General features: G+C 33.2%; 17 protein-coding genes. 9 read left to right on the forward strand and 8 right to left on the reverse strand.

Going from position 1 to position 23,289, the window contains the following annotated elements; all coding sequences use genetic code 11:
* Positions 1 to 5 precede the first annotated feature (5 nt).
* Together SD960_RS19345 and bshC are read right to left on the reverse strand one after the other, a co-directional pair.
* On the reverse strand, positions 6 to 1,277 hold the full coding sequence (locus tag SD960_RS19345; RefSeq protein ID WP_318805429.1) for an acyltransferase family protein: 1,272 nt from the start codon (positions 1,275 to 1,277) through the stop codon (positions 6 to 8).
* Positions 1,278 to 1,482: 205 nt separating this feature from the next.
* A complete protein-coding gene (bshC, locus tag SD960_RS19350; protein ID WP_318805431.1) occupies positions 1,483 to 3,072 on the reverse strand; it encodes a bacillithiol biosynthesis cysteine-adding enzyme BshC in 1,590 nt (529 codons plus the stop codon).
* Positions 3,073 to 3,343: 271 nt separating this feature from the next.
* Between bshC and SD960_RS19355 the strand changes: the two genes are divergently transcribed.
* Together SD960_RS19355 and SD960_RS19360 are read left to right on the forward strand one after the other, a co-directional pair.
* Positions 3,344 to 4,621 carry an MFS transporter gene (locus SD960_RS19355; protein ID WP_318805432.1) on the forward strand — a complete coding sequence of 426 codons (1,278 nt, stop codon included), beginning with the start codon at positions 3,344 to 3,346 and terminating at the stop codon, positions 4,619 to 4,621.
* A gap of 165 nt (positions 4,622 to 4,786) precedes the next feature.
* Positions 4,787 to 7,009, forward strand: a complete 2,223-nt coding sequence (locus tag SD960_RS19360) for a B12-binding domain-containing radical SAM protein (protein ID WP_318805433.1) — start codon at positions 4,787 to 4,789, stop codon at positions 7,007 to 7,009.
* 237 nt (positions 7,010 to 7,246) lie between these two features.
* Here SD960_RS19360 and SD960_RS19365 read toward each other — a convergent pair whose 3' ends face one another.
* Genes SD960_RS19365 through SD960_RS19375 form a run of 3 tightly spaced genes read right to left on the reverse strand, consistent with a single transcriptional unit; the run spans position 7,247 to position 10,011 of the window.
* Entirely contained in the window at positions 7,247 to 8,011 is a 765-nt protein-coding gene (locus SD960_RS19365; RefSeq protein WP_318805434.1) for an MBL fold metallo-hydrolase, read from the reverse strand.
* A gap of 57 nt (positions 8,012 to 8,068) precedes the next feature.
* On the reverse strand, positions 8,069 to 8,752 hold the full coding sequence (locus tag SD960_RS19370) for a response regulator transcription factor (RefSeq protein WP_318805436.1): 684 nt from the start codon (positions 8,750 to 8,752) through the stop codon (positions 8,069 to 8,071).
* A complete protein-coding gene (locus SD960_RS19375; protein ID WP_318805437.1) occupies positions 8,749 to 10,011 on the reverse strand; it encodes a HAMP domain-containing sensor histidine kinase in 1,263 nt (420 codons plus the stop codon). Before SD960_RS19375 ends, SD960_RS19370 begins: the two co-directional genes overlap by 4 nt.
* A 172-nt stretch (positions 10,012 to 10,183) precedes the next feature.
* Between SD960_RS19375 and SD960_RS19380 the strand changes: the two genes are divergently transcribed.
* Positions 10,184 to 10,600: a DUF1573 domain-containing protein gene (locus SD960_RS19380; RefSeq protein WP_318805439.1), complete on the forward strand. Its 417-nt coding sequence runs from the start codon at positions 10,184 to 10,186 to the stop codon at positions 10,598 to 10,600.
* Positions 10,601 to 10,789: 189 nt separating this feature from the next.
* Positions 10,790 to 12,367, forward strand: a complete 1,578-nt coding sequence (locus tag SD960_RS19385; protein WP_318805441.1) for a L,D-transpeptidase family protein — start codon at positions 10,790 to 10,792, stop codon at positions 12,365 to 12,367.
* Between the two features lie 91 nt (positions 12,368 to 12,458).
* Here the strand turns inward: SD960_RS19385 and SD960_RS19390 are convergent, their stop codons facing one another.
* Positions 12,459 to 12,971 carry a C40 family peptidase gene (locus SD960_RS19390; RefSeq protein WP_318805442.1) on the reverse strand — a complete coding sequence of 171 codons (513 nt, stop codon included), beginning with the start codon at positions 12,969 to 12,971 and terminating at the stop codon, positions 12,459 to 12,461.
* A gap of 220 nt (positions 12,972 to 13,191) precedes the next feature.
* Here SD960_RS19390 and SD960_RS19395 point away from each other — a divergent pair, with 220 nt between their 5' ends.
* The 3 genes from SD960_RS19395 (at position 13,192) to bglX (ending at position 18,173) form a co-directional block, all read left to right on the forward strand.
* Positions 13,192 to 14,280 carry an SGNH/GDSL hydrolase family protein gene (locus SD960_RS19395; RefSeq protein ID WP_318805443.1) on the forward strand — a complete coding sequence of 363 codons (1,089 nt, stop codon included), beginning with the start codon at positions 13,192 to 13,194 and terminating at the stop codon, positions 14,278 to 14,280.
* Positions 14,270 to 15,649, forward strand: coding sequence for a sialate O-acetylesterase (locus SD960_RS19400; protein WP_318805444.1), 1,380 nt, complete (start codon positions 14,270 to 14,272; stop codon positions 15,647 to 15,649). Before SD960_RS19395 ends, SD960_RS19400 begins: the two co-directional genes overlap by 11 nt.
* A 211-nt stretch (positions 15,650 to 15,860) precedes the next feature.
* Positions 15,861 to 18,173: a beta-glucosidase BglX gene (bglX, locus tag SD960_RS19405; RefSeq protein ID WP_318805445.1), complete on the forward strand. Its 2,313-nt coding sequence runs from the start codon at positions 15,861 to 15,863 to the stop codon at positions 18,171 to 18,173.
* Positions 18,174 to 18,364: 191 nt separating this feature from the next.
* Here the strand turns inward: bglX and SD960_RS19410 are convergent, their stop codons facing one another.
* On the reverse strand, positions 18,365 to 18,568 hold the full coding sequence (locus tag SD960_RS19410) for a DUF433 domain-containing protein (protein ID WP_318805446.1): 204 nt from the start codon (positions 18,566 to 18,568) through the stop codon (positions 18,365 to 18,367).
* Positions 18,569 to 18,788: 220 nt separating this feature from the next.
* Here SD960_RS19410 and SD960_RS19415 point away from each other — a divergent pair, with 220 nt between their 5' ends.
* Complete coding sequence (locus tag SD960_RS19415) at positions 18,789 to 19,745, forward strand: aldo/keto reductase (protein ID WP_318805447.1); 957 nt, start codon at positions 18,789 to 18,791, stop codon at positions 19,743 to 19,745.
* 36 nt (positions 19,746 to 19,781) lie between these two features.
* The gene (locus SD960_RS19420) at positions 19,782 to 21,167 is read left to right on the forward strand and encodes a hypothetical protein (protein ID WP_318805448.1); all 1,386 of its coding nucleotides are present in this window, start codon (positions 19,782 to 19,784) and stop codon (positions 21,165 to 21,167) included.
* A 22-nt stretch (positions 21,168 to 21,189) separates the two neighbouring features.
* On the opposite strand, the gene SD960_RS19425 is transcribed toward SD960_RS19420, so the two are convergent.
* The gene (locus SD960_RS19425) at positions 21,190 to 23,169 is read right to left on the reverse strand and encodes a glycoside hydrolase family 97 protein (RefSeq protein WP_318805449.1); all 1,980 of its coding nucleotides are present in this window, start codon (positions 23,167 to 23,169) and stop codon (positions 21,190 to 21,192) included.
* Positions 23,170 to 23,289 lie beyond the last annotated feature (120 nt).

The following is a 23,289-nucleotide window of genomic DNA, read 5'->3' on the forward strand; positions in this document are numbered from 1 at the left end:
AATAATTAGACTTTGAAAATCAGTTTATTTTTGTAGAATATCCATAGAATAAATGTCCAGATGCAAACGTAAACCAATGCTCCGGCCAAAGATGCTGTCATTGGATTACTGAAAAATGGAGCAATTCCGAAACCATACAGATAACTTAAAAGATTGATTTTTTCTTCAGGATTATGCGGATTTTGGAATTCAATCATTACTAAAGCCTGTGGAATAATCTGAGAAGTGAAAAACACAATCATAGGATTTACGCCCCAAATTAAAAATGGTTTAAACCCTTTTTTATAATCAGCAATATCAATTACATAATATAAAATCGATAGAAATGTGGCTGCTAATCCTGTGGTATATAAAACATAACTGCTTGTCCAGATTGATTTGTTGATTGGGAAAACAATATTCCAAAGCAAGCCAGCAATGATAAGTGCTATACCGGCGATGGCCATTTTTGTAGCTTTTTGCGTTTTAGATATTTCACGCATTAATATTTGGCCAATTAATAAACCGATAATTCCGTTTACGATGGATGGAAGTGTGCTTAAAATTCCTTCCGGATCCCAGGTTACGGTTCCGCGGTACATATGACCTTTTAATAAAACGCTATCCAGCCATGCCGCTAAATTGGTTCCTTTCTCCAGATTGGCTTCACCAATTCCCGGAACAGGAATTAACGTCATTAACGCCCAGTAACCCAATAGTAAAAAAACTCCAGTTACAATTTGCGTTTTTTGAGAGGTTTTTAAATACAATAGTGAAACTACAAAATATACAATGGCAATTCGCTGTAAAACTCCCGGAAGGCGAACGTCGTGATACGCTTCAATTCCGCTATAGGCTAAAAATAAGTATGTAATTAAAATAGAAAAAGCCAGAATATTTTTGACTTTAGAACTAAAATTTCCCATTAAGGCGTAACCAACTGCAATCGTGATCGCCAAACGGCCAATTAAAAGTGGAATTCCTTCAAGTCCGAATAATTGTATTTTGCCAAAAAAGTTGAAAAATATCCCTAAACATAACATTCGTAAGGAACGAACTAAAATTTTATTGAACGTAGTTTCGTCATAGATTTTATCTGGCATTGCAAGCGGAACCGCAACTCCCATAATAAAAACAAAGAAGGGAAACACCAAATCGGTTAAAGTGCAGCCGTGCCATTCGGCGTGTAAAAGTGGCGGATAAACATTGCCCCAATCGCCGGGGTTGTTTACAATTGTCATTAATAAAATAGTTAATCCTCTGAAGACATCCAATGAAATCAAGCGCTCTCTAGTCATAGTTTTTGGTAATAGGTTAGTTTTTGTTTTAAAGGTTGCTATTTGGTTTAGAGAGGCAATAATTTCAGAAGAGGCGGTTATTTATTCTGATGACTATTACTTTATTATTTTGGTTGCCACGAATTACACTAATCTTCACGAATTCATTGTCAATTTTGTCAATAAAAAATTAGTGAAAATTAGTGCAATTCGTGGCAAACCTTTTTTATATCATAATTATATTAAAATTCGTTTCTAATGGTTTTAGTTTTTGAATTAAAAGCGGAATTAATTGTTCTCCTTTTTCCAGATAAAATTCAGAAAAATTAGATTGACGTTCCTGTAAACTTTGATTCGGGAATAACTCGCATTGTAAATCTGTAACTCGTTGTATTTCTGAATCTAATTTTCTTTTTTGTGCTTTTAATAATCTTTTTTCAAGGTTTTCTAAACCTTTCTTTTGTTTTACTTCCTGTGCTTTTACAGCTCCGGTAAATGATTTGTCGGTTTGCTGCGCTAATTCGTAAAGATATTCAAATTGTTTTTCTAACGTTTCTTTTTGTGGCGTTAAATCAATGGGAAAAGCAGATAATTTGTGTGTAATCGCATTGACTAAATCGGCAGGTTTTGTAAACAGATCTTTCCAGCTTAAATTTAAATTATCAGCTTTTTTAGCTTGCTTTTCGGTGCTTAAAAGAACTGAATTTCGAACCAAAAGCATCGGAAAAGTGATGTTTACAGCATTAAAAAACGATTTTAATTCCAGCCAATAAGCTATTTCTCCGCCTCCGCCAATGTAGCATAAATTAGGCAGGATAATTTCCTGATATAATGGACGCATAATCACGTTTGGACTAAATTTTTCAGGATTGCTTTCTAATAACTTTAAAATTTCTTCTTTTGAAAACGAAATTTTAGTGTTGTTGACAAAGTATTTTTCATGTTCGAATATAATTCGCTCACGCAAAGTATCTTCAATATAAAATAAATTGATTTCACGTGGATTTACCTGAACAGTATAATCTTGTAATTGCGTAATTGCTTCCTGAACGGCTTTGAATGAAGTTTGATTTTCTAATTCTTCTTTTACAAAAGGAATAAAAGCGCGTTTTAAATCGGCATCATCAGCATCAAGAATTACTAACCCATATTGAGCGAATAAGCTATCAGCTAAAAAGCGTGTGGCGTCAGCAAGGTTTTCGTGTTTTAAATAAGCTTCTTCAAAAAGTTTTTTCAAAACACCGGCATTCGTACTTGAGCCTAATTCTAAGGAATAAATTTCTAAAAACTCCGCTAAACCTTCTGTAGAAAGTCTGCCAACAGGACCGGTACTTTCTTTATTCCATCTGAATTTTTTTCCTTTAAAATTAAAATAATTGATCTCCTCAAAATCGTGATCTTCTGTTGCCATCCAATAAATGGGAACAAAATTATAAGTTGGATATTTTGATTTTAATTCTTTGGTAAGATTAATCGTCGAAATGATTTTGTATAAAAAATACAGCGGACCGCTAAACAAGTTTAATTGATGTCCGGTTGTAATCGTAAAAGTATTTTCTAGCGCGAGAAGCTCGATATTTTGTTTGGTCGAATCAGAAATTTCAATGTTTTGATATTGCTTTTTTAAAGTGGCAACAAGCGGAATCCGGTTGTTGTTATTAAAATTCGATTGTTTTTCAACGATTTGTTTTTCAAAGTTTTCCAGCGTTGGAAAATGATGGTATAGAGATTGTAATTCGGGTTTTTGATCTAAGTAATCTTGTATCAATTTAGAGAAATATCCTGAGTTTTGGTAGCTGATACAGTCGGTGGGCATAATTTTAGATTTATTTTTGACAGCTGTAAATTTAATGAAAATATATACTTAAAAGTGTTTTTAACGAATGCTTAATACTTGATTTTCGTTTTTTGTTTTAAAGTTCATCTAATCAAGTTTTTAGTTTCAGTTAAATTCAAATTATTTAAAATGTAAAATGCGTCTAATTTGTTAAAAAAGTGTAAGTGTCTTGAAACTAATTGTTCTAAATGTGAAATATTCACAACGAAACTATATTTTTGTAATCAAAAAAAGATATACCTAATTTTGCATGAAAAATAACCCTGCCCAAAAGAATTCCTTAAAACATATTCTTTTTGGATCCTTAATTGGGACCACAATAGAATTTTTTGATTTTTATATTTATGCCAACGCAGCCGTATTGGTTTTTCCACAATTATTTTTTCCGGGTGCAGATTCGACAATGGCAACTCTGGAATCTTTAGCTACATTTTCAATTGCCTTTTTATCTCGTCCGTTAGGTTCTGCTTTTTTTGGACATTATGGAGATAAAATTGGTCGTAAATTTACTTTGGTAGCCGCTCTGCTAACAATGGGTATTTCAACAGTTACCATTGGATTTTTGCCAAGTTATGCCAGTATTGGTGTTGCAGCTCCTTTATTGTTAATGCTCTGTCGATTTGGGCAAGGTGTTGGTTTAGGAGGCGAATGGGGAGGAGCTGTTTTATTAGCCATCGAAAATGCACCGCCGAATAAACGTGCCTGGTATGGAATGTTTCCGCAATTGGGAGCTCCAATAGGATTACTGCTTTCAGGAGGAACTTTTTTATTGTTAACAGATTCAATGAGCAATGAAGATTTTATGGATTATGGATGGAGAATTCCGTTTATTGCCAGTTCCCTTTTGGTGGTAATAGGTTTTTATATCCGAACTAAAATTACAGAAACACCTTCTTTTGAAAATTCTAAAAATGCGCATGAAGAAGTGAAAATCCCGTTTTTAACACTGGTTAAATCCTATAAAAATCAATTAATTTTCGGCACATTTTCTGCCATTACAACCTTTTTGGTATTTTATTTAATGACTGTTTTTACCTTAAGCTGGGCTACTTCAGATTTAGGGATTATTAAAAGAAATGGGTTATTAATACAATTATTTTCGGTACTGTTTTTTGCTATTTTTATTCCAGTTTCTGCTGTAGTTGCAGATAAAATTGGCCGTCGTAAAATGCTTATTATAGCTACGGCTGCTATAGCGATTTTTGGATTTTTCTTTTCTTATTTCTTAAGTTCTGGGAATATCGTTTTGGTTACTACTTTTGCCTGTATCGGAATGTCTTTAATGGGATTCACTTATGGTCCTTTGGGAACATTTTTATCAGAGTTGTTTCCAACGAATGTCCGTTATTCCGGTGCTTCTTTGACTTTTAATTTAGCAGGAATTCTTGGTGCTGCTTTTGCGCCTATGATTGCAATTTGGTTAGCATCTACATATGATGTGAGTTATGTTGGCTTTTATTTAATGGGAGCAGCATTTATTTCTTTGATCTCATTTTTAGTAATTAGCAAAGAGGAACATAAGTTTTAGGTTCTTTAACCGCAATTTTTTTATTAAGATATATTACAAAGTCCACAACTTCGATAACTATCGATATTGCGGACTTTGTTGTTTAAAATTGAAACCAAAAACTCCTTTTAATCTTTTGCTGAAAAGTCTCTAAATATCCCGTATTTTTGCAAAAAAAAAAATCTTTTGAAAAGCAAACTTTTCATCGTTACACCTCCTTTTACACAACTGAATACTCCGTATCCGGCCACTGCGTATATAAAAGGATTTTTAAATACCAAAAATATCGAATCGGTTCAGGCTGATTTGGGTATTGATGTTATTTTGGAGCTGTTTTCGAAAAAGGGATTGCAAGATTTGTTTCAGGTTTCAAGTTTTAAGTTTCAAGGTGGAAATGAAATCTCTGATAATTCGAAACGTATTTTTGCTTTACAGGACGAATATATCAGGACAATTGATGCCGTAATTCAGTTTTTACAGGGAAAAAATCCAACTTTGGCTTTACAGATTTGTCAGGAAGATTTTCTGCCCGAAGCTTCTCGTTTTGCACAATTAGAAGAACTTGATTGGGCTTTTGGAACAATGGGAACGCAGGATAAAGCAAAACATTTAGCGACTTTATACCTTGAAGATATTTCGGATTTTATTGTAGAATGTGTCGACGAAAATTTTGGCTTTAGCCGATATGCGGAGCGTTTAGGCCGAAGCGCCAATTCTTTTGATGAACTTTATGAAGCTTTACAGCAGAACCCCACTTACATAGATTCTATTCTAATTTCAATTTTAAAAGAAAAAATTGAAGCTGTAAAACCAACTTTCTTTTTAATTTCAGTTCCCTTTCCTGGGAATTTATATAGCGCGTTTCGATGCGCACAATGGATAAAACAAAACCATCCGGAAATTAAAATTTCTATGGGAGGCGGTTTTCCAAATACCGAATTACGTTCTCTTTCTGATGCTCGCGTTTTTGAATTCTTTGATTTTATTACTTTAGATGATGGCGAAGTGCCAATTGAAGAATTAATTTTCAATCTGGAAAATCCAAATGATGTCACTTCGAACGAAGTCGAGAAGCGGTATAAAAGAACTTTTTTATTAGAGGACGGGAAAGTAGTTTATAAAAACAATTCCTTAAAACACGATTATAAACAGGCTTTTGTGGGAACGCCTGATTATTCTGATTTGTCTTTGGATAAATACATTTCTGTTATCGAAATCGTAAACCCAATGCACAGAATGTGGAGCGATGGACGCTGGAACAAACTCACAATGGCGCACGGCTGTTATTGGGGAAAATGTACTTTTTGTGATATCTCTTTAGATTACATAAAAGTTTACGAGCCTGTTGCGGCCAATTTGTTGTGTGATCGAATGGAAGAGATGATGCAGCAAACAGGGCAAAATGGCTTTCATTTTGTTGACGAAGCTGCACCGCCAGCTTTAATGCGTGCTTTGGCTTTGGAAATTTTACGCAGAAAACTTGCCGTTACATGGTGGACAAACATTCGATTTGAAAAAAGCTTTTCTAAAGATTTATGTCTGTTGCTAAAAGCTTCTGGTTGTATTGCCGTTTCCGGAGGTTTAGAAGTTGCTTCAGATCGATTATTAAAGTTAATTGACAAAGGTGTAACAGTTGAACAAGTTGCAAAGGTAACCCGAAATTTTACTGAAGCAGGGATCATGGTTCATGCTTATTTAATGTATGGATATCCAACACAAACCGTTCAGGAAACAATTGACAGTTTAGAAATGGTTCGTCAGTTATTCGAAGCCGGAATTCTGCAATCTGGTTTTTGGCATCAGTTTGCGATGACAGCGCATAGTCCGGTTGGGTTATATCCGGAGAAATTTGGTGTAACAAAAACAACAGAAGTCATTGGAACTTTTGCCAATAATGATATTGAGTACACCGATTCTACAGGAATCAATCATGATAAATTTAGTTTCGGACTAAAAAAGTCTCTTTTTAATTTCATGCACGGAATCTGTTTTGATTATGAACTTCAGGATTGGTTCGACTTTAAAATTCCGAAAACGAAAATCGATCCCTATTTTATTTTTAATGCACTTGAAGACACAAACGATTTCAATACAAAACCAAATGCAAAAGTGGTTTGGTTGGGAGGAAAACCTTCTGTGGAATATTTTACAAAATCAAAAAAAGGCCAAACCTGGGAAATGATGATGTTTACTTTTCATGATAAAAAAGAAAGCTTCAACATTCAAACCAATAAAAATGAAGGCGAATGGCTGGTTGAGATCTTAAAAAAGATCGCTATTTCAAACGGTAAAAATTATACTTTCCAGGAAATAAAAGCCGACTTTGAAACTGAATTAGATGATTTTGAATTGTTTTGGTATTCAAAACCAATTAATACTTTGCGTGAATTTGGGTTGTTGGTTTTATAGCTTTTCAAATCATAAACTGATAAAAACAAGTAATCCGAATTTCGATTTTTTGAATTATTTATTTGAATAGTATTGCGGAGTTGCTTGCGGAGATTCCTCCTCCGTCGGAATGACATACAGAACGTATTATCTATCTTTATTAGCCAAAATTACCACAAAGTTTGTCATTCCGACGGAGGAGGAATCTCCGCAAGTAGCTCGACAAAGATTGACAAAAATTTAAAACAAAATTTTAATTCAATAAGAAACATTCTCCCCATCCTCAGGAATCGAAACTTTATTTAAAAGATCATTTTCAGATAATGCTTCTCTTAATTCTTTTCTGGTTGTGGGACAATGATTTAAAGCTTCCAGATGATTTGCAAAAACCTGGCTGGGTGCCAAAGCAACAAATTTCAAAATATCATTCATTCGCATTAATAAAGGCTGCCCAATGTCGAGTCGGGCAGTTCCGCAGGCTACAACGGCAATTTCAGGTTTAAACTCAACAAGAACTTTTTGAACATGCTCTGTAAAGATTGTATCAGAACTAAGATAAATTGATTTTTCATTTGGTAATTCGATATGGAAACCCATTACATTTCCCATCAGTTTTGCGATAAAACCATAACCGTGAATAGCCGGAATGCCAATAATTTTCCCGTCTAAAAAAGGTTGAGGATTCCAATAATCCAATGTCTGAGTAATGTTTAAACCTCTTTTTGTCAGCGCTTTTTCATCTTTAATACTGCAAATTACCGGAATACTTTTTCTTCTTAAAAAAACTTCGCCGGCTTTGTCAATATGATCAGGATGCAAATGCGTAATCAGGCAATGTGTAACTTTACTTAAAATCTCTCTGCTGTTTTTAGGAAGAGCTACTAATGGATTTCTTTTAGGTTTATATCGAAAAAAGGTAAAAGGTGCAATCGTTTTTCTCTTTCCTAACATCGGATCGACTAAAATAACATGTTCATCTGTTTCTATAACTAAAGTGGCATTTCTTAAGTGATGAAATTTCATATCTGAAAAAGTTTAGATATTAAAAATACAAAATTTTGAAATAAATAGTAGCACTAATTACATCTTAAAACGAAAACCAACGCCGTGTATGTTTTCTATAGCAATACCTTCTTCATTGATTAAAATTTTGCGTAAACGCGAAATAAAAACATCCAGACTTCTTCCGGTAAAATAATCGTCATTTCCCCAAAGTGCCGAAAGTATTTTTTCTCTTTTTAGAACCATATTTTTATTATTGTAAAATAATTTTAAAAGTTCTGCTTCCCGTTGTGTAAGACCTATTTTTTCCTCTTCATTAAAAAGAAAGAAATTTGTGAAATCAAATTGGTATTTTCCAATAGTGTAAAGAATACTTTCTGCATTATTATTTTTCTGGGAACGTTTGAGGAAAATTTCAATTTTCAATAACAATTCTTCAATACTAAAAGGTTTTACCAGATAATCATCGGCCCCTAAACGCAATCCTTTAATGCGGTCTTCTTTTAAGGTTTTAGCCGAAAGGAAAATAATCGGGATATCCGTATTGCTTTTTCTAATTTCGGTTGCCAGTTCAAATCCATCCATTTTTGGCAACATAATATCAAGAATGCAAATATCGAAATCTTCTTTTTTAAAAGCTTCCAAACCCGATTTTCCATCACAGCAATGAACTACGTCGTAATTATTTTGTTCCAGATTGTCTTTGGTCAGAAACGCTAATGTTTCATCATCTTCGGTATAAAGAATTTTAAAATTTTTCATTTTTTATAAGGAATTGATATGGTGATAGTAACACCTTTTATTTCGTTGTTTTCGGCTTTTATTTTCCAGTTTTGCAAATTGCAAATTTCTTTTACATAGTATAAACCAAGGCCAAAACCATTGACTTCATTACTTTTTTCATTTTGAATGCGGTAAAACTTATCAAATATTAAAGATATATTTTTATTCGAAATCCCGATTCCGTTATCAATAAAAGCTAATTTCAAAACCTTATTTTCTTCTGTAATCTTAATCGTAATTTCAGGTTTTTCATTGCAATATTTTACTGCATTGTCTAATAAATTGTAAATCAAATTGGTAAAATGAAAAACGTCTGTTTCAATTTTATAATCATTTGATTTTCCGCTAATTTTTATGTTTGCTTCAGGATATTTTAATACAATATTTTCAATTGTTTCTTCCAGAACAGGAACAATCAAAATTGATTCTTTTTTTAGTTCTAAAGTCTTATAATCAGACTTTGAAGTATTTAAAATTTTCTCAATATGATGATTTAATTTATGACTTTGCTTTATAATAATGTCTGTATAAGTATGCAGTTTTTTATCTTCTTTAATCGGATTTTGTTCAATTAAATACTTCGAGGCAATTAAAATCGAAGAAAGCGGTGTTTTAAATTCATGCGTCATATTATTGATAAAATCGCGCTGCAATTCAGAATATTTTTTTTGTTGTAAAAGCGTAAAAATAGAATAGACATAAATTAACAGAATAAGAATCAATACAATTGAAAGTACAAACCAAAAACGCATCGAACTAAATAAATAAGATGTTTCATTGGGGAAACGAACAGCAAAATAATAAACGAGATTTTTATGCTTTGGAAAATAAACGGATTGTTTTCCTTTTTCTTGCTTAGATAATGAAATATAATTTCCATATACCATTTCGTCGCTTTGACAATTGTACATAGCATATTCGAAATCAGTAGTAATATTCATTTTTTTGAATTCTGTTTTCAGGTAAAATTCCAGAATATCAGGTTCAAAATCATTTTCGACATTTACGATATAATAGTCATTGGCAATTTTCTGGACAGGGTTCTGTACCGGTAACTCATGATTGGTACCTTCGTAGAGCTTTTTTGCCACTTCAAGCAAGGCAATATGGGTTTTTTGGCTTAATTTTTTTTGCTCTAAAGTAAAGGCTTCTCTGGTCCAAAGTAATTGTGCTACCAAAATACCTATGATAGCAATAAGTCCTAAAAGAATGATACTGTTGAGTTTATTTATTTTCAATGAAAAGTATTTTGATAGTGTAATATAGTTAAAAATTAAAAGAAATTAAATGAAAAATATCCGTTAACAAGTCGTTAACAAACATTTGAAACCGCTTAACAGCGAATTGTTTTTATCTAAACTACTTTTGATAAAGGAAATTTAACCATAAACCACTTTAAATAAATTTATTATGAAAATTATCAAAATTCCAATGTTAGCTTTAGCTTTAGGATTAATGTCTTTCTCTGCTATCGCGCCAGTTCAGTCATTAGTTTGCACAAATGAAAATAGTACAATTGCAGCATCAACGATACTTTGGAAAGCAGAAACGGTTGATGTAGGTGAGATTCCGCAAGGAACACCAAAAGCCATTGTTTACGAATTTAAAAATACAGGAAAAACTGCCGTTATAATTACCAATGTAAAAGGATCTTGTGGTTGTACAGCAACAGATTATACAAAAGAGCCAATTTTACCGGGTAAATCAGCAAAAGTAACGGCAACTTATAATGCTGCAAATAAAGGTGCATTTACAAAAACAGTTACTGTAACAACAAGTGCAGAAGAAACACCAAAAACTCTGACGTTAAAAGGAACGGTTATCTAAAAATAAAAGGTTGATTATAAAGGGAAAAACTCCGGATATGTAATGTATTCGGAGTTTTTTTTATGCTCATTAATTAAAGTATTCTTGAAAGAACTTAATCAAAAATATTGTTCGTAAATGTGTGATTTTATTTTTTTGTAAAAGTGTTGTTTGTATCAAAACTTTTCTATTTTTATTGAAAAAATCATTGTGAAACGTTTCTACTCGATTGTTGCTTTTGTGCTTCTTATTGCTGTTTTTTCTTGTAATAAGAAAGAGGAAAAGAAAGAAATATTAAAAAAAACTTCAGAGAAAGAGGTTCCTGAACTTAAAATTACAATCGATAGTTCTGGTATTTCCACTTTTTATCAAACATATCCTAAATTGATTAAATTTCAGAATGAGGTTTTTGCTTTATACAAGAAAAACAAATCGACTCAATTGTGGCTGGACAACAAAGGTGTTGTTGAGTACGGAAATACATTATTCAATAAATACAAAGGATTAGAGCTGGAAGGTTTGAAAGCTAATTTCCCTTATAAGGAACTAATCAGTCCTGTTTTTGAACATACCGCTGAAAATAAGTTATCAAAATCAGATACTGATTTAATGATTTCAAACTTGTATTTTTATTACGTTCAGAAAGTTTCTGGCGTAGACGAAAAAACTTCAAGAGCGCTGGAATGGCTTTTGCCCCGAAAAAAAGTCAATTATCAGGTTTTTTCAGATTCTATTTATAATAAATCGACGATTAGTGATGACAAAAAGAGCAAGATGTTCAGCCAATATTATAAGCTTCGCGACGCACTTCATCGTTATAGAGAGATCGAGAAAAAAGGAGGATGGAAAGCCATCCAGACTGATGTCGATTTTAAAAGTTTTAAATTAGGAGATTCTGTAGCTTCAATTGGGCAAATAAGAGAAAGACTTTTTGTAACCGGAGATCTTAAAGAAGATAATAAAAGTAATATATGTGATACTACTTTAATAAAAGCAATTAAAAGTTACGAATTACACCACGGCTTAACTCCAAAAAATATTATTTTACCGGAACATATTGCCGAACTTAATGTTACTGTTTCTGATAGAATCAAAACCATAATTGCTAATATGGAGCGTTGCCGATGGATAGATCCTGAACTTGAAAAAGGAAAAGAATATATCGAAGTGAATATCCCGGAATTTAGATTGTATTTAATTCGCAATCACGATATCGCATTTGTGTCTCCGGTAGTGGTAGGAAAAGCAATGACTAAAACCGTGATTTTTAGCGGAATGATGAACAATATTGTATTTAGCCCGTATTGGAATGTGCCGCCAAGTATAATTAAAAGTGAAATAAAACCCGGAATGGCAAAGAACAAGAATTATCTGGCTCAGAAAAATCTGGAGTGGAATAATGGCGCTGTTCGTCAATTACCAGGAAAAAATAATTCGCTTGGTTTGGTGAAGTTTTTATTCCCAAATTCAAATAATATTTATTTGCACGACACGCCGGCAAAAAGTTTGTTCGAAAGAGAAAACAGAGCTTTTAGTCATGGTTGCGTTCGTGTGGGAAAACCAAGAGAATTGGCAATCGAACTTTTAAAACAAGATCCTTCATGGACGCCGGCAAGAATAGATAAAGCAATGCATGCCGGGAAAGAAAATTGGGTGAGCTTAAAAAAGAAAGTGCCCGTTTATATTGGCTATTTTACCGCCTGGGTAGATCGCGACGGAAATTTGAATTTTTATAAAGATGTTTACAAAAGAGATGATAGTTTGATCAAACTACTCACAGAAGAATAAGTTTAAAAAAGGTTGCCATGAATTTCACGAATTTCCACTAATTTTTATGTGTGGAAAGTATAAATTAATTCGTGAAATTCGTGGCCAAAAACTATTTAGCAGATATCACATCAATACATTTATAAAATCGATTGGTGTAATGTTCTGTGTCTAGTGAAGTAATTGTTACGCTATTTACTTTTCCGGAAGAAGCATGTATAAATTTAGATTTCATTGCGTTGGCCTCGCAAATAATTCCTAAATGGCCAACAACAGTCCTGTCTTTATAACCGTAAAAAACTAAAATATCTCCTACTTTAAAATCTTCAGGATTTAGCGGAGCCCCTAAATCTTTATAACCGCTTGAACTTCTTGGTAAAGTCATACCAAAATTTTTAAAAACATAGCTTACAAATCCGGAACAGTCGAAACCTTTTTTCGGATCACTTCCTGCATATACATAAGGAACACCTAAATAGTTTTTAGCGTAGCTGATAATCGAATCGCGGTCGATTTTACCTGATGGTTTCTGAATTTGAATTGCCTCTGTTTTATCTTCTTTTTTACAAGTAAAAGAAGAACATAAAATGGCAGAAAAGAATAATATATAGAGACTTGATTTCATTTTTTTGAAGTTAAATCAGAAGATTAATTCATAAAGATAAACTCTTGCTTTTGAATATCAAAGAAATAGTTCTTTGGGAGTTTTTCTTATAAAAAATAAAACGTAGAAATTGTATAATTATTTTGGTGATTTTTTATTGTCTTTTGATGTTTTAGTATCTTTTTCGAAAGCTTATTTCAGATATATTTGTGAATCTCATTTAGATTTAACTAATAATATTATGTTTCTAAAAAAAATACCGCTTTTAATTCTGTTTTTATTGATTTCGATCGTTTCGAATTCACAAAGTAAAACCACAACTTTTTTATATGAAGGAAGAGTTGAAAAACTTCAAAATGGTAATGTTGTTTTGATCGGCACAGCGTCTTCTGTTTCTTTTAATTTTACTGGAACTGAATGTTCAATTTCGCTTCAAAGTGTTGATTCGTACGAACATCATAATTATGTTTCATTGGTTTTAGATGGAAAATATTTGGGAAAAATGAGAGTTGAAAAAGGGGCAGTTCAATCTTTTCCAGTAAAAACTACAGCTGACAAAAAAATCCATAGACTTGAAATTTATAAAAATACCGAAGCTCAAAGCGGAAATATTTTATTTGCAGGAACAACCGCGAAACTGACTTCAATTTCTACCAAGAAGAAAAAGAAAATAGAATTTATAGGCGATTCAATTACTTGTGGTGCAGCCAGCGATTCTGTGGATTGTGATAAGGGAGAATATCACGATCATCATAATGGTTATTTTGCTTATGGGCCCAGAATTTCAAGAAAAATTGATGTTGATTATTTGGTAAGCTCTGTTTCTGGAATTGGATTGTACAGAAACTGGAACGACGAAAACAAAGACGAAGCAATTATGCCGGATGTTTATCAAAATTTATATTTAACAAAAGACGCTTCAAAACCCAAATACGATTTTGCTTTTCAGCCCGATATTATCAGTATTGCTTTAGGAACAAATGATTTTTCTGGCGGGGATGGCAAAAAAGAACGATTGCCATTTAATGCTGAAAAGTATGTTTCGAATTACATCAAATTTATAAAAATGCTGTATGAACATAATCCGAAGGCTCAGATTGTAATTACAAACAGCCCGATGGTTGGGGGAGAAAGAGCAGTTATTTTTGAAGATTGCCTGAATAAAGTAAAGAACGCTTTCGCGGAAGATAAAACCCACAAACCAATCTTGATTTTTAAATTTAAACCAATGACTCCAAAAGGCTGTTTAGGACATCCTGATGTGACAGATCATAAAATCTTGGCGGCTGAATATGCTCCATTTTTAAAAAAGCTGCTAAATGAAAAATAATATATTTAAGTTTGCTTTTCTTCTGATGATTTCCGGTACTATGATGGCAAACGTAACACTTCCGAATATTTTTGGCGACAACATGGTTTTACAGCGCAATGCTGAAGTGAAAATTTGGGGTTGGGCAAATCCAAAAGAAGAAATCAAATTGGTTTCGAGCTGGAATAATCAGGAATATAAAGTGGTGGCCAATAATCAGGCGCAATGGGAATTGCATATCAAAACTCCAGAAGCCGGCGGACCTTTTACCATTTCTATAAAAGGATATAATGAAGTTATTCTGAAAAACATTCTGATTGGTGAAGTCTGGCTTTGCACCGGACAATCCAATATGGAGATGTCTGCAAGCTGGGGAATTGACAATGGGGAAGAAGAAATGAAAAACGCCACGAATCCTAACATTCGTTTTTTCACCGTTCCGAAATTAACGGCTACAACACCTCAAAATAATCTATCAGGAAATTGGGTTGAATCGACTCCCGAAACCATGAAACACTTTAGCGCGATTGGCTACTTTTTTGCCAAACGTTTGAGAGAAGATTTAAAAAATGTCCCAATCGGATTAATTTCTTCCAACTGGGGCGGAACTCCGGCAGAAATCTGGATGCCGGAAGAAGTGGTTCAAAATGATCCTGTTTTATTAGAAAACGCCAAAAAACTCAACGAACAAGAATACGGACCACGCCAACCCGGACGCGCTTACAACGCCATGATTTACCCAATTACGGGTTTTAAAATTGCGGGAACGCTTTGGTACCAAGGCGAATCGAATGTTGGTTCATTGGTGTATGATAAAACGTTGTCGGCTTTGATTACTTCGTGGAGAAAAGTTTGGCAGGACGAATTTCCTTTTTACTTCGTTCAAATTGCGCCATACAAAACAGGAAGCAATAATTTCTCCAATGTTATTGTAAGAAACTCACAAAGAAAAATTTTAAAAGAAGTCGCAAAAACCGGAATGGTTCTGACTTCTGATATTTCAGACACGATTGATATTCATCCAAAGAATAAAAAAGATGTCGGAATTCGTTTGGCAAATTTGGCTTTAGCCGATGTTTACCAAACGAATAAAAATCTGGTAAACGGACCACTTTTTAAAGAAGTCGAAATTGAGAAGAATAAAGTGATAGTTTCTTTTGATTATGCCGATGGATTACATTTTAAAAATAAAACCTCTAATCAATTTGAATTGGCCGGAGCCGATGGAATTTTCTTTCCTGCAGAAGCTTTGATTAAAAATAATCAGGTGATTTTGATAAGCAAGAAAGTTGCAAATCCATTGAAAGTAAGATTCGCGTGGGGAAATACGATTCAGTCAGATTTGTTTAATAAAGCGAATTTACCGGCTTCGTGTTTTATTACGGAGTGAGGGGATTTTAGATTTTAGAATGTAGACTTTAGATTTTTTGCTCACGGGTTTTACTGGTTTAAAAGGATTAGCGCTGGTTTTTTTTGTTTATCGCATTTTTTGTCATCCTTAGTTCCTCAGGATGACAAGATTGCGTTGAACTCGCCGCGGCGAACACGCCCAAATCACCAAACTTAGCATCTTAGAACCTTAGCACCTTTAAAAAAACACTATGAAAAATAAAATAATAACTATTGGGGTTTTTACCCTTTTTACTGTTGGAAATATGAATGCACAGAAAAAACCGTATCTCGATAAAAATAAAACTATTGAGCAGAGAATTGACTTGCTTTTACCTTTGATGACTCTGGAGGAAAAAGTGGGACAAATGAACCAATATAATGGATTTTGGGATGTAACAGGGCCAGCTCCAAAAGGCGGAACAGCCGAATTAAAATATGAACATTTGCGAAAAGGCTGGGTGGGATCGATGTTAACCGTTCGCGGTGTGAAAGAAGTTCGTGCTGTACAGAAAATTGCGGTTGAAGAAACCCGTTTGGGAATTCCGCTGATTATCGGTTTTGATGTGATTCACGGTTATAAAACCTTAAGTCCGATTCCGTTGGCAGAAGCGGCGAGCTGGGATTTGGAAGCGATTAAAAAATCGGCGGCAATTGCAGCTGACGAGGCTTCGGCATCTGGAATAAACTGGACTTTTGGACCTAATGTTGATGTTGCAAATGATGCGCGCTGGGGACGTGTGATGGAAGGTGCGGGAGAAGATCCTTATTTGGGAAGTAAAATTGCAACTGCAAGAGTAAAAGGTTTTCAGGGAGAAACAACTGCTGATTTGGCTAAAGTAAATACAATTGCAGCATGTGCAAAACACTTTGCAGCGTATGGATATGTTGAAGCAGGATTGGAATATAATATTGTAGATATTAGTAATTCTAAATTATACAACTCTGTTTTACCGCCTTTTAAAGCTACGGTTGATGCTGGAGTTCGTACGTTTATGAATTCGTTTAATACACTAAACGGTGTTCCTGCAACTGGAAATGTTTTCTTACAAAGAGACATTTTAAAAGGAAAATGGAAATTTGATGGTTTTGTAATTTCAGATTATGCGTCGATTCGCGAAATGATTGCCCACGGTTATGCAAAAGATGAGGCCGATGCAACTGCAAAAGGGGTTATTGCAGGTTCTGACATGGATATGGAATCGTATTTGTATGTGGCTAAATTAGCTGGTTTGGTAAAAGAAGAAAAAATAAAAGAAGCTTTGGTTGATGATGCCGTTCGAAGAATTTTGCGCGTGAAATTTGAATTGGGATTATTTGATGATCCTTACAAATATTGTGATGAAAAACGTGAAAAAGAAGTTGTTGGAAGTAAAACCAATAATGACGGCGTTTTGGATATGGCTAAAAAATCTATCGTATTATTAAAGAATGCTTGTCCGCCGGGGCGGAAAGAGAATTTGCTTCCGCTAAAGAAATCAGGACAAAAAATTGCTTTGATTGGAGCTTTGGCGAATGATAAAAATAGTCCGTTAGGAAGTTGGAGAATTGCGTCTGATGATAATACTGCGGTTTCGGTTTTAGAAGGAATGCAGCAATATAAAGACAATCAGTTGACTTTTGAAAAAGGAGCAGATTTAACCGTTGGAAAAATCTCATTTCTTGATGAGGTTATTTTTAATACAACGAATAAAAGCGGATTTGAAGCAGCAAAAACTGCAGCGAAAAATGCCGATGTTGTGGTTATGGTTCTAGGGGAACATGGTTTTCAAAGCGGAGAAGGCAGAAGCAGAACAGATTTGAATTTGCCGGGCTTACAGCAAGAATTATTAGAAGAAATTTATAAAGTAAATCCAAATATCGTTTTGGTTTTAAATAACGGACGTCCGTTGAGTATTCCGTGGGCAGCAGAGTATGTTCCTGCGATCGTAGAAGCCTGGCATTTAGGAACCCAAACAGGAAATGCCGTGGCACAGGTTTTATACGGTGATTATAACCCAAGTGGAAAATTGCCAATGTCGTTCCCGAGAAATGTTGGTCAGGTTCCGATTTATTACAACAAATATAGCACTGGAAGACCTGTAAATACAGATAAAAACGTTTTTTGGACTCACTATACAGATGTAGAGAAAACACCTCAGTTTCCGTTTGGTTTTGGTCTAAGTTATACAACTTTCGATTATAAAAATTTGAAGATAAACAAAGATGCTTTCGCCAAAAGAGAAAACATTCAGGTTACCGTTGAGGTAACCAACTCAGGAAATTATGATGGAAAAGAAGTCGTTCAATTATACATTCATGATGAATTTGCAAGTATTGTGCGCCCAATAAAAGAATTAAAGGGTTTTGAATTGATAAATCTTAAAAAGGGAGAAACTAAAACCGTAACTTTTACTTTAACGGAAAAAGAATTAGGTTTTTACGATAACGAAGGGAATTATTTAGTAGAAGAAGGAACTTTTAAAATTATGGTTGGAGGAAGTTCAGATAAAGGTTTGGAAAGTAGGTTTGAGATAAAAGAATAGGTTTTGGCACGAAGGCACTAAGACGCGAAGTTTTTAATCTCGCAGAGGCGCAAAGGCGCAAAGTTTTTTTCGCCATGAATTCACGAATTGATTGTTTAAAAATTCGTGAATTTGTGGCGATTTTTTTCGCGCAGCTTTAGCAGGTTCGACAGATTTTTTATCTCCTAAATCTGCAAAATCTGCGAGAGTTATTATATTCGAGAAGAAAAGGCCAGAGCAGCAAGAATATGTTCTTTTTTTAATTGAGGAAAATCTTCAATAATTTCATCAAAAGACATTCCTTTTGACAACCACAAAAGAATATCTGAAACACAAATTCGGGTTCCTGTAATCGTAGGTTTGCCAAATCTGATATCTGGTTTTATCGAAATTAAATTTTGGGATCTATTTTCCATAGTTTTATTATTTAAACAAATTTAAAATATTAAAAACAAATTAGATTTTTAATTATTGTAGTTTATTTTTCTCCATGAATTTTTAAACAATTAATTCTTGAATTCGTGGCGATTTTTAATTTGAATAAAAAGCTTAGCGTCTTAGTGTCTTTGTGGCAAAACTTCGAGAGTTTTTTGTATTTTTAAAACCTATTAAACTTTCAACCTTTAAATTACAATAATGAAATATAACAGATGTGGAAAAAGCGGGTTATTATTACCTGAAATTTCTTTGGGATTATGGCATAACTTCGGTTCTGTAGATAATTTTGATAATGCGGAAAGTATTGCTGTCGAAGCTTTTGATAAAGGAATTACCCATTTTGATTTAGCCAACAATTACGGTCCGGTTCCGGGATCTGCAGAAACTAATTTTGGTAAAATATTGTGGCATAATTTTCAGGGAAATCTGCGTGATGAAATCATTATTTCAACAAAAGCCGGTTATACCATGTGGGATGGACCTTATGGCGATTGGGGTTCAAGAAAATATTTACTTTCGAGTTTAGACCAGAGTTTAAAGAGAATGAAAGTTGATTATGTCGATATTTTTTATTCGCATCGCCCGGATCCTGAAACTCCAATTGAAGAAACAATGATGGCACTTGATTATGCCGTAAGAAGCGGAAAAGCCTTGTATGTTGGAATCAGTAATTATTCGGCAGAGCAAACCAGAGTTGCAGTTGATGTTTTAAAACAATTAGGAACGCCGTGTTTAATTCATCAGGCAAAATATTCAATGCTGGAACGTTGGGTAGAAAACGGTTTACTAGATGTTCTGGAAGAAAAAGGAGTGGGCTGTATTGCGTTTTCGCCTTTGGCACAAGGACTTTTGACAGATAAATACTTAAACGGAATTCCGGAAAATTCAAGAGCGCATAATCCAAACGGACATTTGAAGGAAGATGAGGTAACGCAGGAAAGAATTCAAAAGTTAGTTCAGCTGAATGAAATCGCACAAAATAGAAACCAATCTTTGGCACAAATGGCTTTGGCATGGCTTCAAAAAGACAAACGTATTACGTCGGTTTTAATTGGCGCAAGTTCTGTACGTCAATTAAATAATAATATTGATTGTTTGCAGAGTTTAGAATTTACACATGATGAATTGAATGCGATTGAAAGGATTTTGTTGTAAATGTAAATAAGTAATTTCTAATATTGTTTTCATATAATGAAACGTATTTATCTTGATAGTAATGTTTTTAGATATTTAAAACAAAACCCTGATTTGTTGGAGATGACATTTGATGTCATAAATAATTTTATATTTTATTATTCTTATGCACATTTAGCTGATTTATCAAGGGATAAAACTGATAAAAAATTTGAAGATTTAATCTTCATGGAAAATTTGGTAGATAATAATTTTTTAAATCTTCAACCAGATAAAAAGTATGTAAACGTTCAGTTAGTTTCACCTACATTAGCTTTTAAAAGTTTAACAAATTTTAATTTTTCGAATATCAATTTTACTGATATAATCGATAATGTTTTTCCACAGGATAATTCTACTCCTGAAATTGATAAAGCAAAAGAATTATTAAAAATGTTGCTTACTTTTCCAATTAAATCCTTAGGTATCGAAGATTTAAATTTCCAAACGGAAGGTACTATAGTAGATATCATTTCGCCGAATGGAACAAATTCTATTCTTGAATATTTAGAAAAACTTGTAAATACATTCGAAGATTTAAATAGTGATGTAAAGTTATGGAGAGAATTAAGAAACTATACGATTGAGAATCTAAATTTTTCAAATTTTGAGATAGATATTCAAAATATTGAATTTGATAAACAATTAGAAAATACAGAGTTAAAATCAACATTTATTGAATTTGTTGAAAATGCTCTGGGAAACTTTACAAAAACAGAGAATAGAGACCAATACAATTTTTTTATCACAGCTTATACTTGTCTGAACCTGCTAGGAATTGATAAAGAAAAAAGTAAAAAGGTAGTTTTTTCTAGTTTTCAGAATGATGCTCAACATGCATACTATGCGGCTCATTGTGAATATTTAATTTCAGATGATGAACAGCTCTTATTTAAAGCAAAAGCTCTTTATAATTTGTTAGGTATAAAAACTCAGGTTTTACACGCAAATGAGTTTTTTAATAATTTAGATAAAATTGGTTCTGATGGTGAATTAGAGTTTAATGATTTAATAGGAAAATTAAATGATTTAAAGAATAATATTGATTTTTCGAACTCCACCTCTTTTAATGAAGTCATGATTTTTCGTTTATATGATTCTTACTTTGATTATTTTAACGAGATGCAAATTATTGAAGTACAAAACGAAAATGATATTTTTGCATTTTATAAAGAATATGAAAATTATTCTAATTTTTCTTCATTTGAAGAAATGGAACTCATTACAAATAGAATAGTTAGGACACTTGGTCGAGATTTGTACAATCTTAAAAAATATTCTGAAAAGGATACTTTACAAATAAAAAATGATGAATGGCAAGGAAGAGTTTGGGATTTCGACTATTCAAAGTTTTATTTAGAAATAAATAATAAACGTTTTACTCTTCATTATCAACTAAAATAAAAAATGGGACTTGTCCCATTTTTTATTTTATAATCATAGCCAATCCACCACCATTTGCCAATCTATATTTTAGTTTCGTATTAGAATCCACTGTAATAATTTCCTTTTTATAATCAACCGCAGCTTTATCGGCATTTAATCCATCTGAGAAAATTTCGGCTTCGAATTTTTTGCCTTTTTCAAGGAAAGAAAAATCAATTGTTATTTCTCTCGAATCCCAATTGCTGATCGCTCCAAAATACCAAATATTTGTTTTTTTTCTGGCAATGACAACAAATTTCCCTACTTCGCCATCAAGTGCGACTGTTTCATCAAAAGTCGTTGGGGTTTTAGCAATAAAATCAGTGCTTTCCTGTTCTTTCATATAAGCTGTTGGGCTATCGGCCATCATTTGCAAAGGCGCTTCAAAAATCGTGTAAAGTGCCAATTGATGACATCTTGTTCCCTGACTCATCGGGTTAGAATGGCTTGGTTTGAATTCGCTTTTGGTAGCATTTCGCATTGCACCGGGCGTATAATCCATTGGGCCAGCCATCATTCTGATAAATGGAATTGTTGTATCGTATAAAGGAACATCGTCGTTTGGTGTCCATTTATTGTTTTCTAATCCTTTAACGCCTTCAAAATTTAGAATATTTGGAAAAGTTCGCTGAATTCCTGTTGGTTTATACATACCGTGAAAATCCAAAAGCAATTTATAGTCAGCCGCTTTTTGTGCAATATTATAAACCGAATTCACCATTTTTGCATCGTCGCGATCAATAAAATCAACCTTAAAACCTTTGATTCCGAGTTTCGAATAATTCTCAAAAATACCTTCTATATTTTCATTCAATGCCATCCACGAACTCCACAAAATAATGCCGACGTTTCGCTCTTTCGCGTAGGCGATTAAAGCTTCCAGATCTACATTCGGATTATGTTTCATAATATCCGTTTCTACACTCCAGCCTTCATCCAAAACTACATATTCTAATTTGTTTTTTGAGGCAAAGTCAATGTAATACTTATACGTTTTAGTATTAATTCCAGCTTTAAAATCAATATTATAAATATTCCAGTCGTTCCACCAATCCCAGGCAACTTTTCCGGGTTTTATCCACGAAATGTCTTTTATTTTTGAAGTTTCGGCTAATTTCTGAACCATATCGTTATTCGCTAATTGCGCATCATTTTCAGAGATCACAATGGCTCGCCAGGGAAAAGTTCTTGTTCCTTTTGTCTTCACCAAATAATCTGTTCGTTCTGTAATTAGTTTGTTGAGGTTGTTAAATCCGCCGTTAATTTCCTTTATTGGATATTTTGAAAAACGAGATTCAAAGCCAGATCTGGATCCGTTATTCGTCACAAACAATCCCGGATAATCTTCGAGATTTACTTCCAGGAAAACGCCTTTTTTATGGTTTTTATAATCAATTAAAAACGGTAAAAACGTCAAAGTATCTTTTGCAAATTCACTGATTTTTTTGTTTTCATAATGCGATTCAAACGAAGAAATATAAGGGTCTTTTGGATTTCTTAAATCACGAACATAAGGCATTAAAGTATTATAATCCTGATCAAAATTCAAGGCCACTTCTTCTGATTTTACAGTAATGTCTTTTTTCTTTTTGGTGATAAAACGATAAGCAACGCCATCATCAAAAGCACGATATTCAATACCAAAATCATTTTTAAAGTTTAAAGTAAGCTGATTGTATTTATTTTGAACCGATTTCTTTTTGTAAAACGGAGTTTCAAATGAGGCATTAACACTTTCTTTTTTCGAATTTAAAACAACTGCATTTTTTCCTAAAACAACATTTTCATCCAAAGTCATTGACATAGGAGATGGCGCTAAAATCAAATCTTTTTCATGCAAAATTGTCCACGAAATTTTATCATTTACGGCAATTTTAATTTCAATTTTTCCGTTAGGAGAATTCAAAACAAAATCCTGTTTCTTTTGCGAAAAAGAAAGGTTTAAGAAAAAGAAACAAAAAAGAACAAATAGATTTTTCATATTGGAATATTTTTCACCATATAAGTGATATAAGTTCATTTAATTAATAGCGTACAGTTTAGCTTATATAATTTACATGATTTAGAAAATATAAGTTAAGTATTTGTACAAAGTTCAGCT

The organism is Flavobacterium sp. MMLR14_040, from assembly GCF_033657265.1.
GTDB lineage: Bacteria > Bacteroidota > Bacteroidia > Flavobacteriales > Flavobacteriaceae > Flavobacterium.

What these genes read in the sequence shown, in the direction of transcription:
- SD960_RS19425 (WP_318805449.1), bottom strand. Translation starts at nt 23,169, where the DNA reads ATGAAAAATCTATTTGTTCTTTTTTGTTTCTTTTTCTTAAACCTTTCT.
- SD960_RS19355 (WP_318805432.1), top strand. Translation starts at nt 3,344, where the DNA reads ATGAAAAATAACCCTGCCCAAAAGAATTCCTTAAAACATATTCTTTTT.
- SD960_RS19415 (WP_318805447.1), top strand. Translation starts at nt 18,789, where the DNA reads ATGAAATATAACAGATGTGGAAAAAGCGGGTTATTATTACCTGAAATT.
- bshC (WP_318805431.1), bottom strand. Translation starts at nt 3,072, where the DNA reads ATGCCCACCGACTGTATCAGCTACCAAAACTCAGGATATTTCTCTAAA.
- SD960_RS19365 (WP_318805434.1), bottom strand. Translation starts at nt 8,011, where the DNA reads ATGAAATTTCATCACTTAAGAAATGCCACTTTAGTTATAGAAACAGAT.
- SD960_RS19370 (WP_318805436.1), bottom strand. Translation starts at nt 8,752, where the DNA reads ATGAAAAATTTTAAAATTCTTTATACCGAAGATGATGAAACATTAGCG.
- SD960_RS19345 (WP_318805429.1), bottom strand. Translation starts at nt 1,277, where the DNA reads ATGACTAGAGAGCGCTTGATTTCATTGGATGTCTTCAGAGGATTAACT.
- SD960_RS19410 (WP_318805446.1), bottom strand. Translation starts at nt 18,568, where the DNA reads ATGGAAAATAGATCCCAAAATTTAATTTCGATAAAACCAGATATCAGA.
- SD960_RS19390 (WP_318805442.1), bottom strand. Translation starts at nt 12,971, where the DNA reads ATGAAATCAAGTCTCTATATATTATTCTTTTCTGCCATTTTATGTTCT.
- bglX (WP_318805445.1), top strand. Translation starts at nt 15,861, where the DNA reads ATGAAAAATAAAATAATAACTATTGGGGTTTTTACCCTTTTTACTGTT.
- SD960_RS19400 (WP_318805444.1), top strand. Translation starts at nt 14,270, where the DNA reads ATGAAAAATAATATATTTAAGTTTGCTTTTCTTCTGATGATTTCCGGT.
- SD960_RS19420 (WP_318805448.1), top strand. Translation starts at nt 19,782, where the DNA reads ATGAAACGTATTTATCTTGATAGTAATGTTTTTAGATATTTAAAACAA.
- SD960_RS19380 (WP_318805439.1), top strand. Translation starts at nt 10,184, where the DNA reads ATGAAAATTATCAAAATTCCAATGTTAGCTTTAGCTTTAGGATTAATG.
- SD960_RS19395 (WP_318805443.1), top strand. Translation starts at nt 13,192, where the DNA reads ATGTTTCTAAAAAAAATACCGCTTTTAATTCTGTTTTTATTGATTTCG.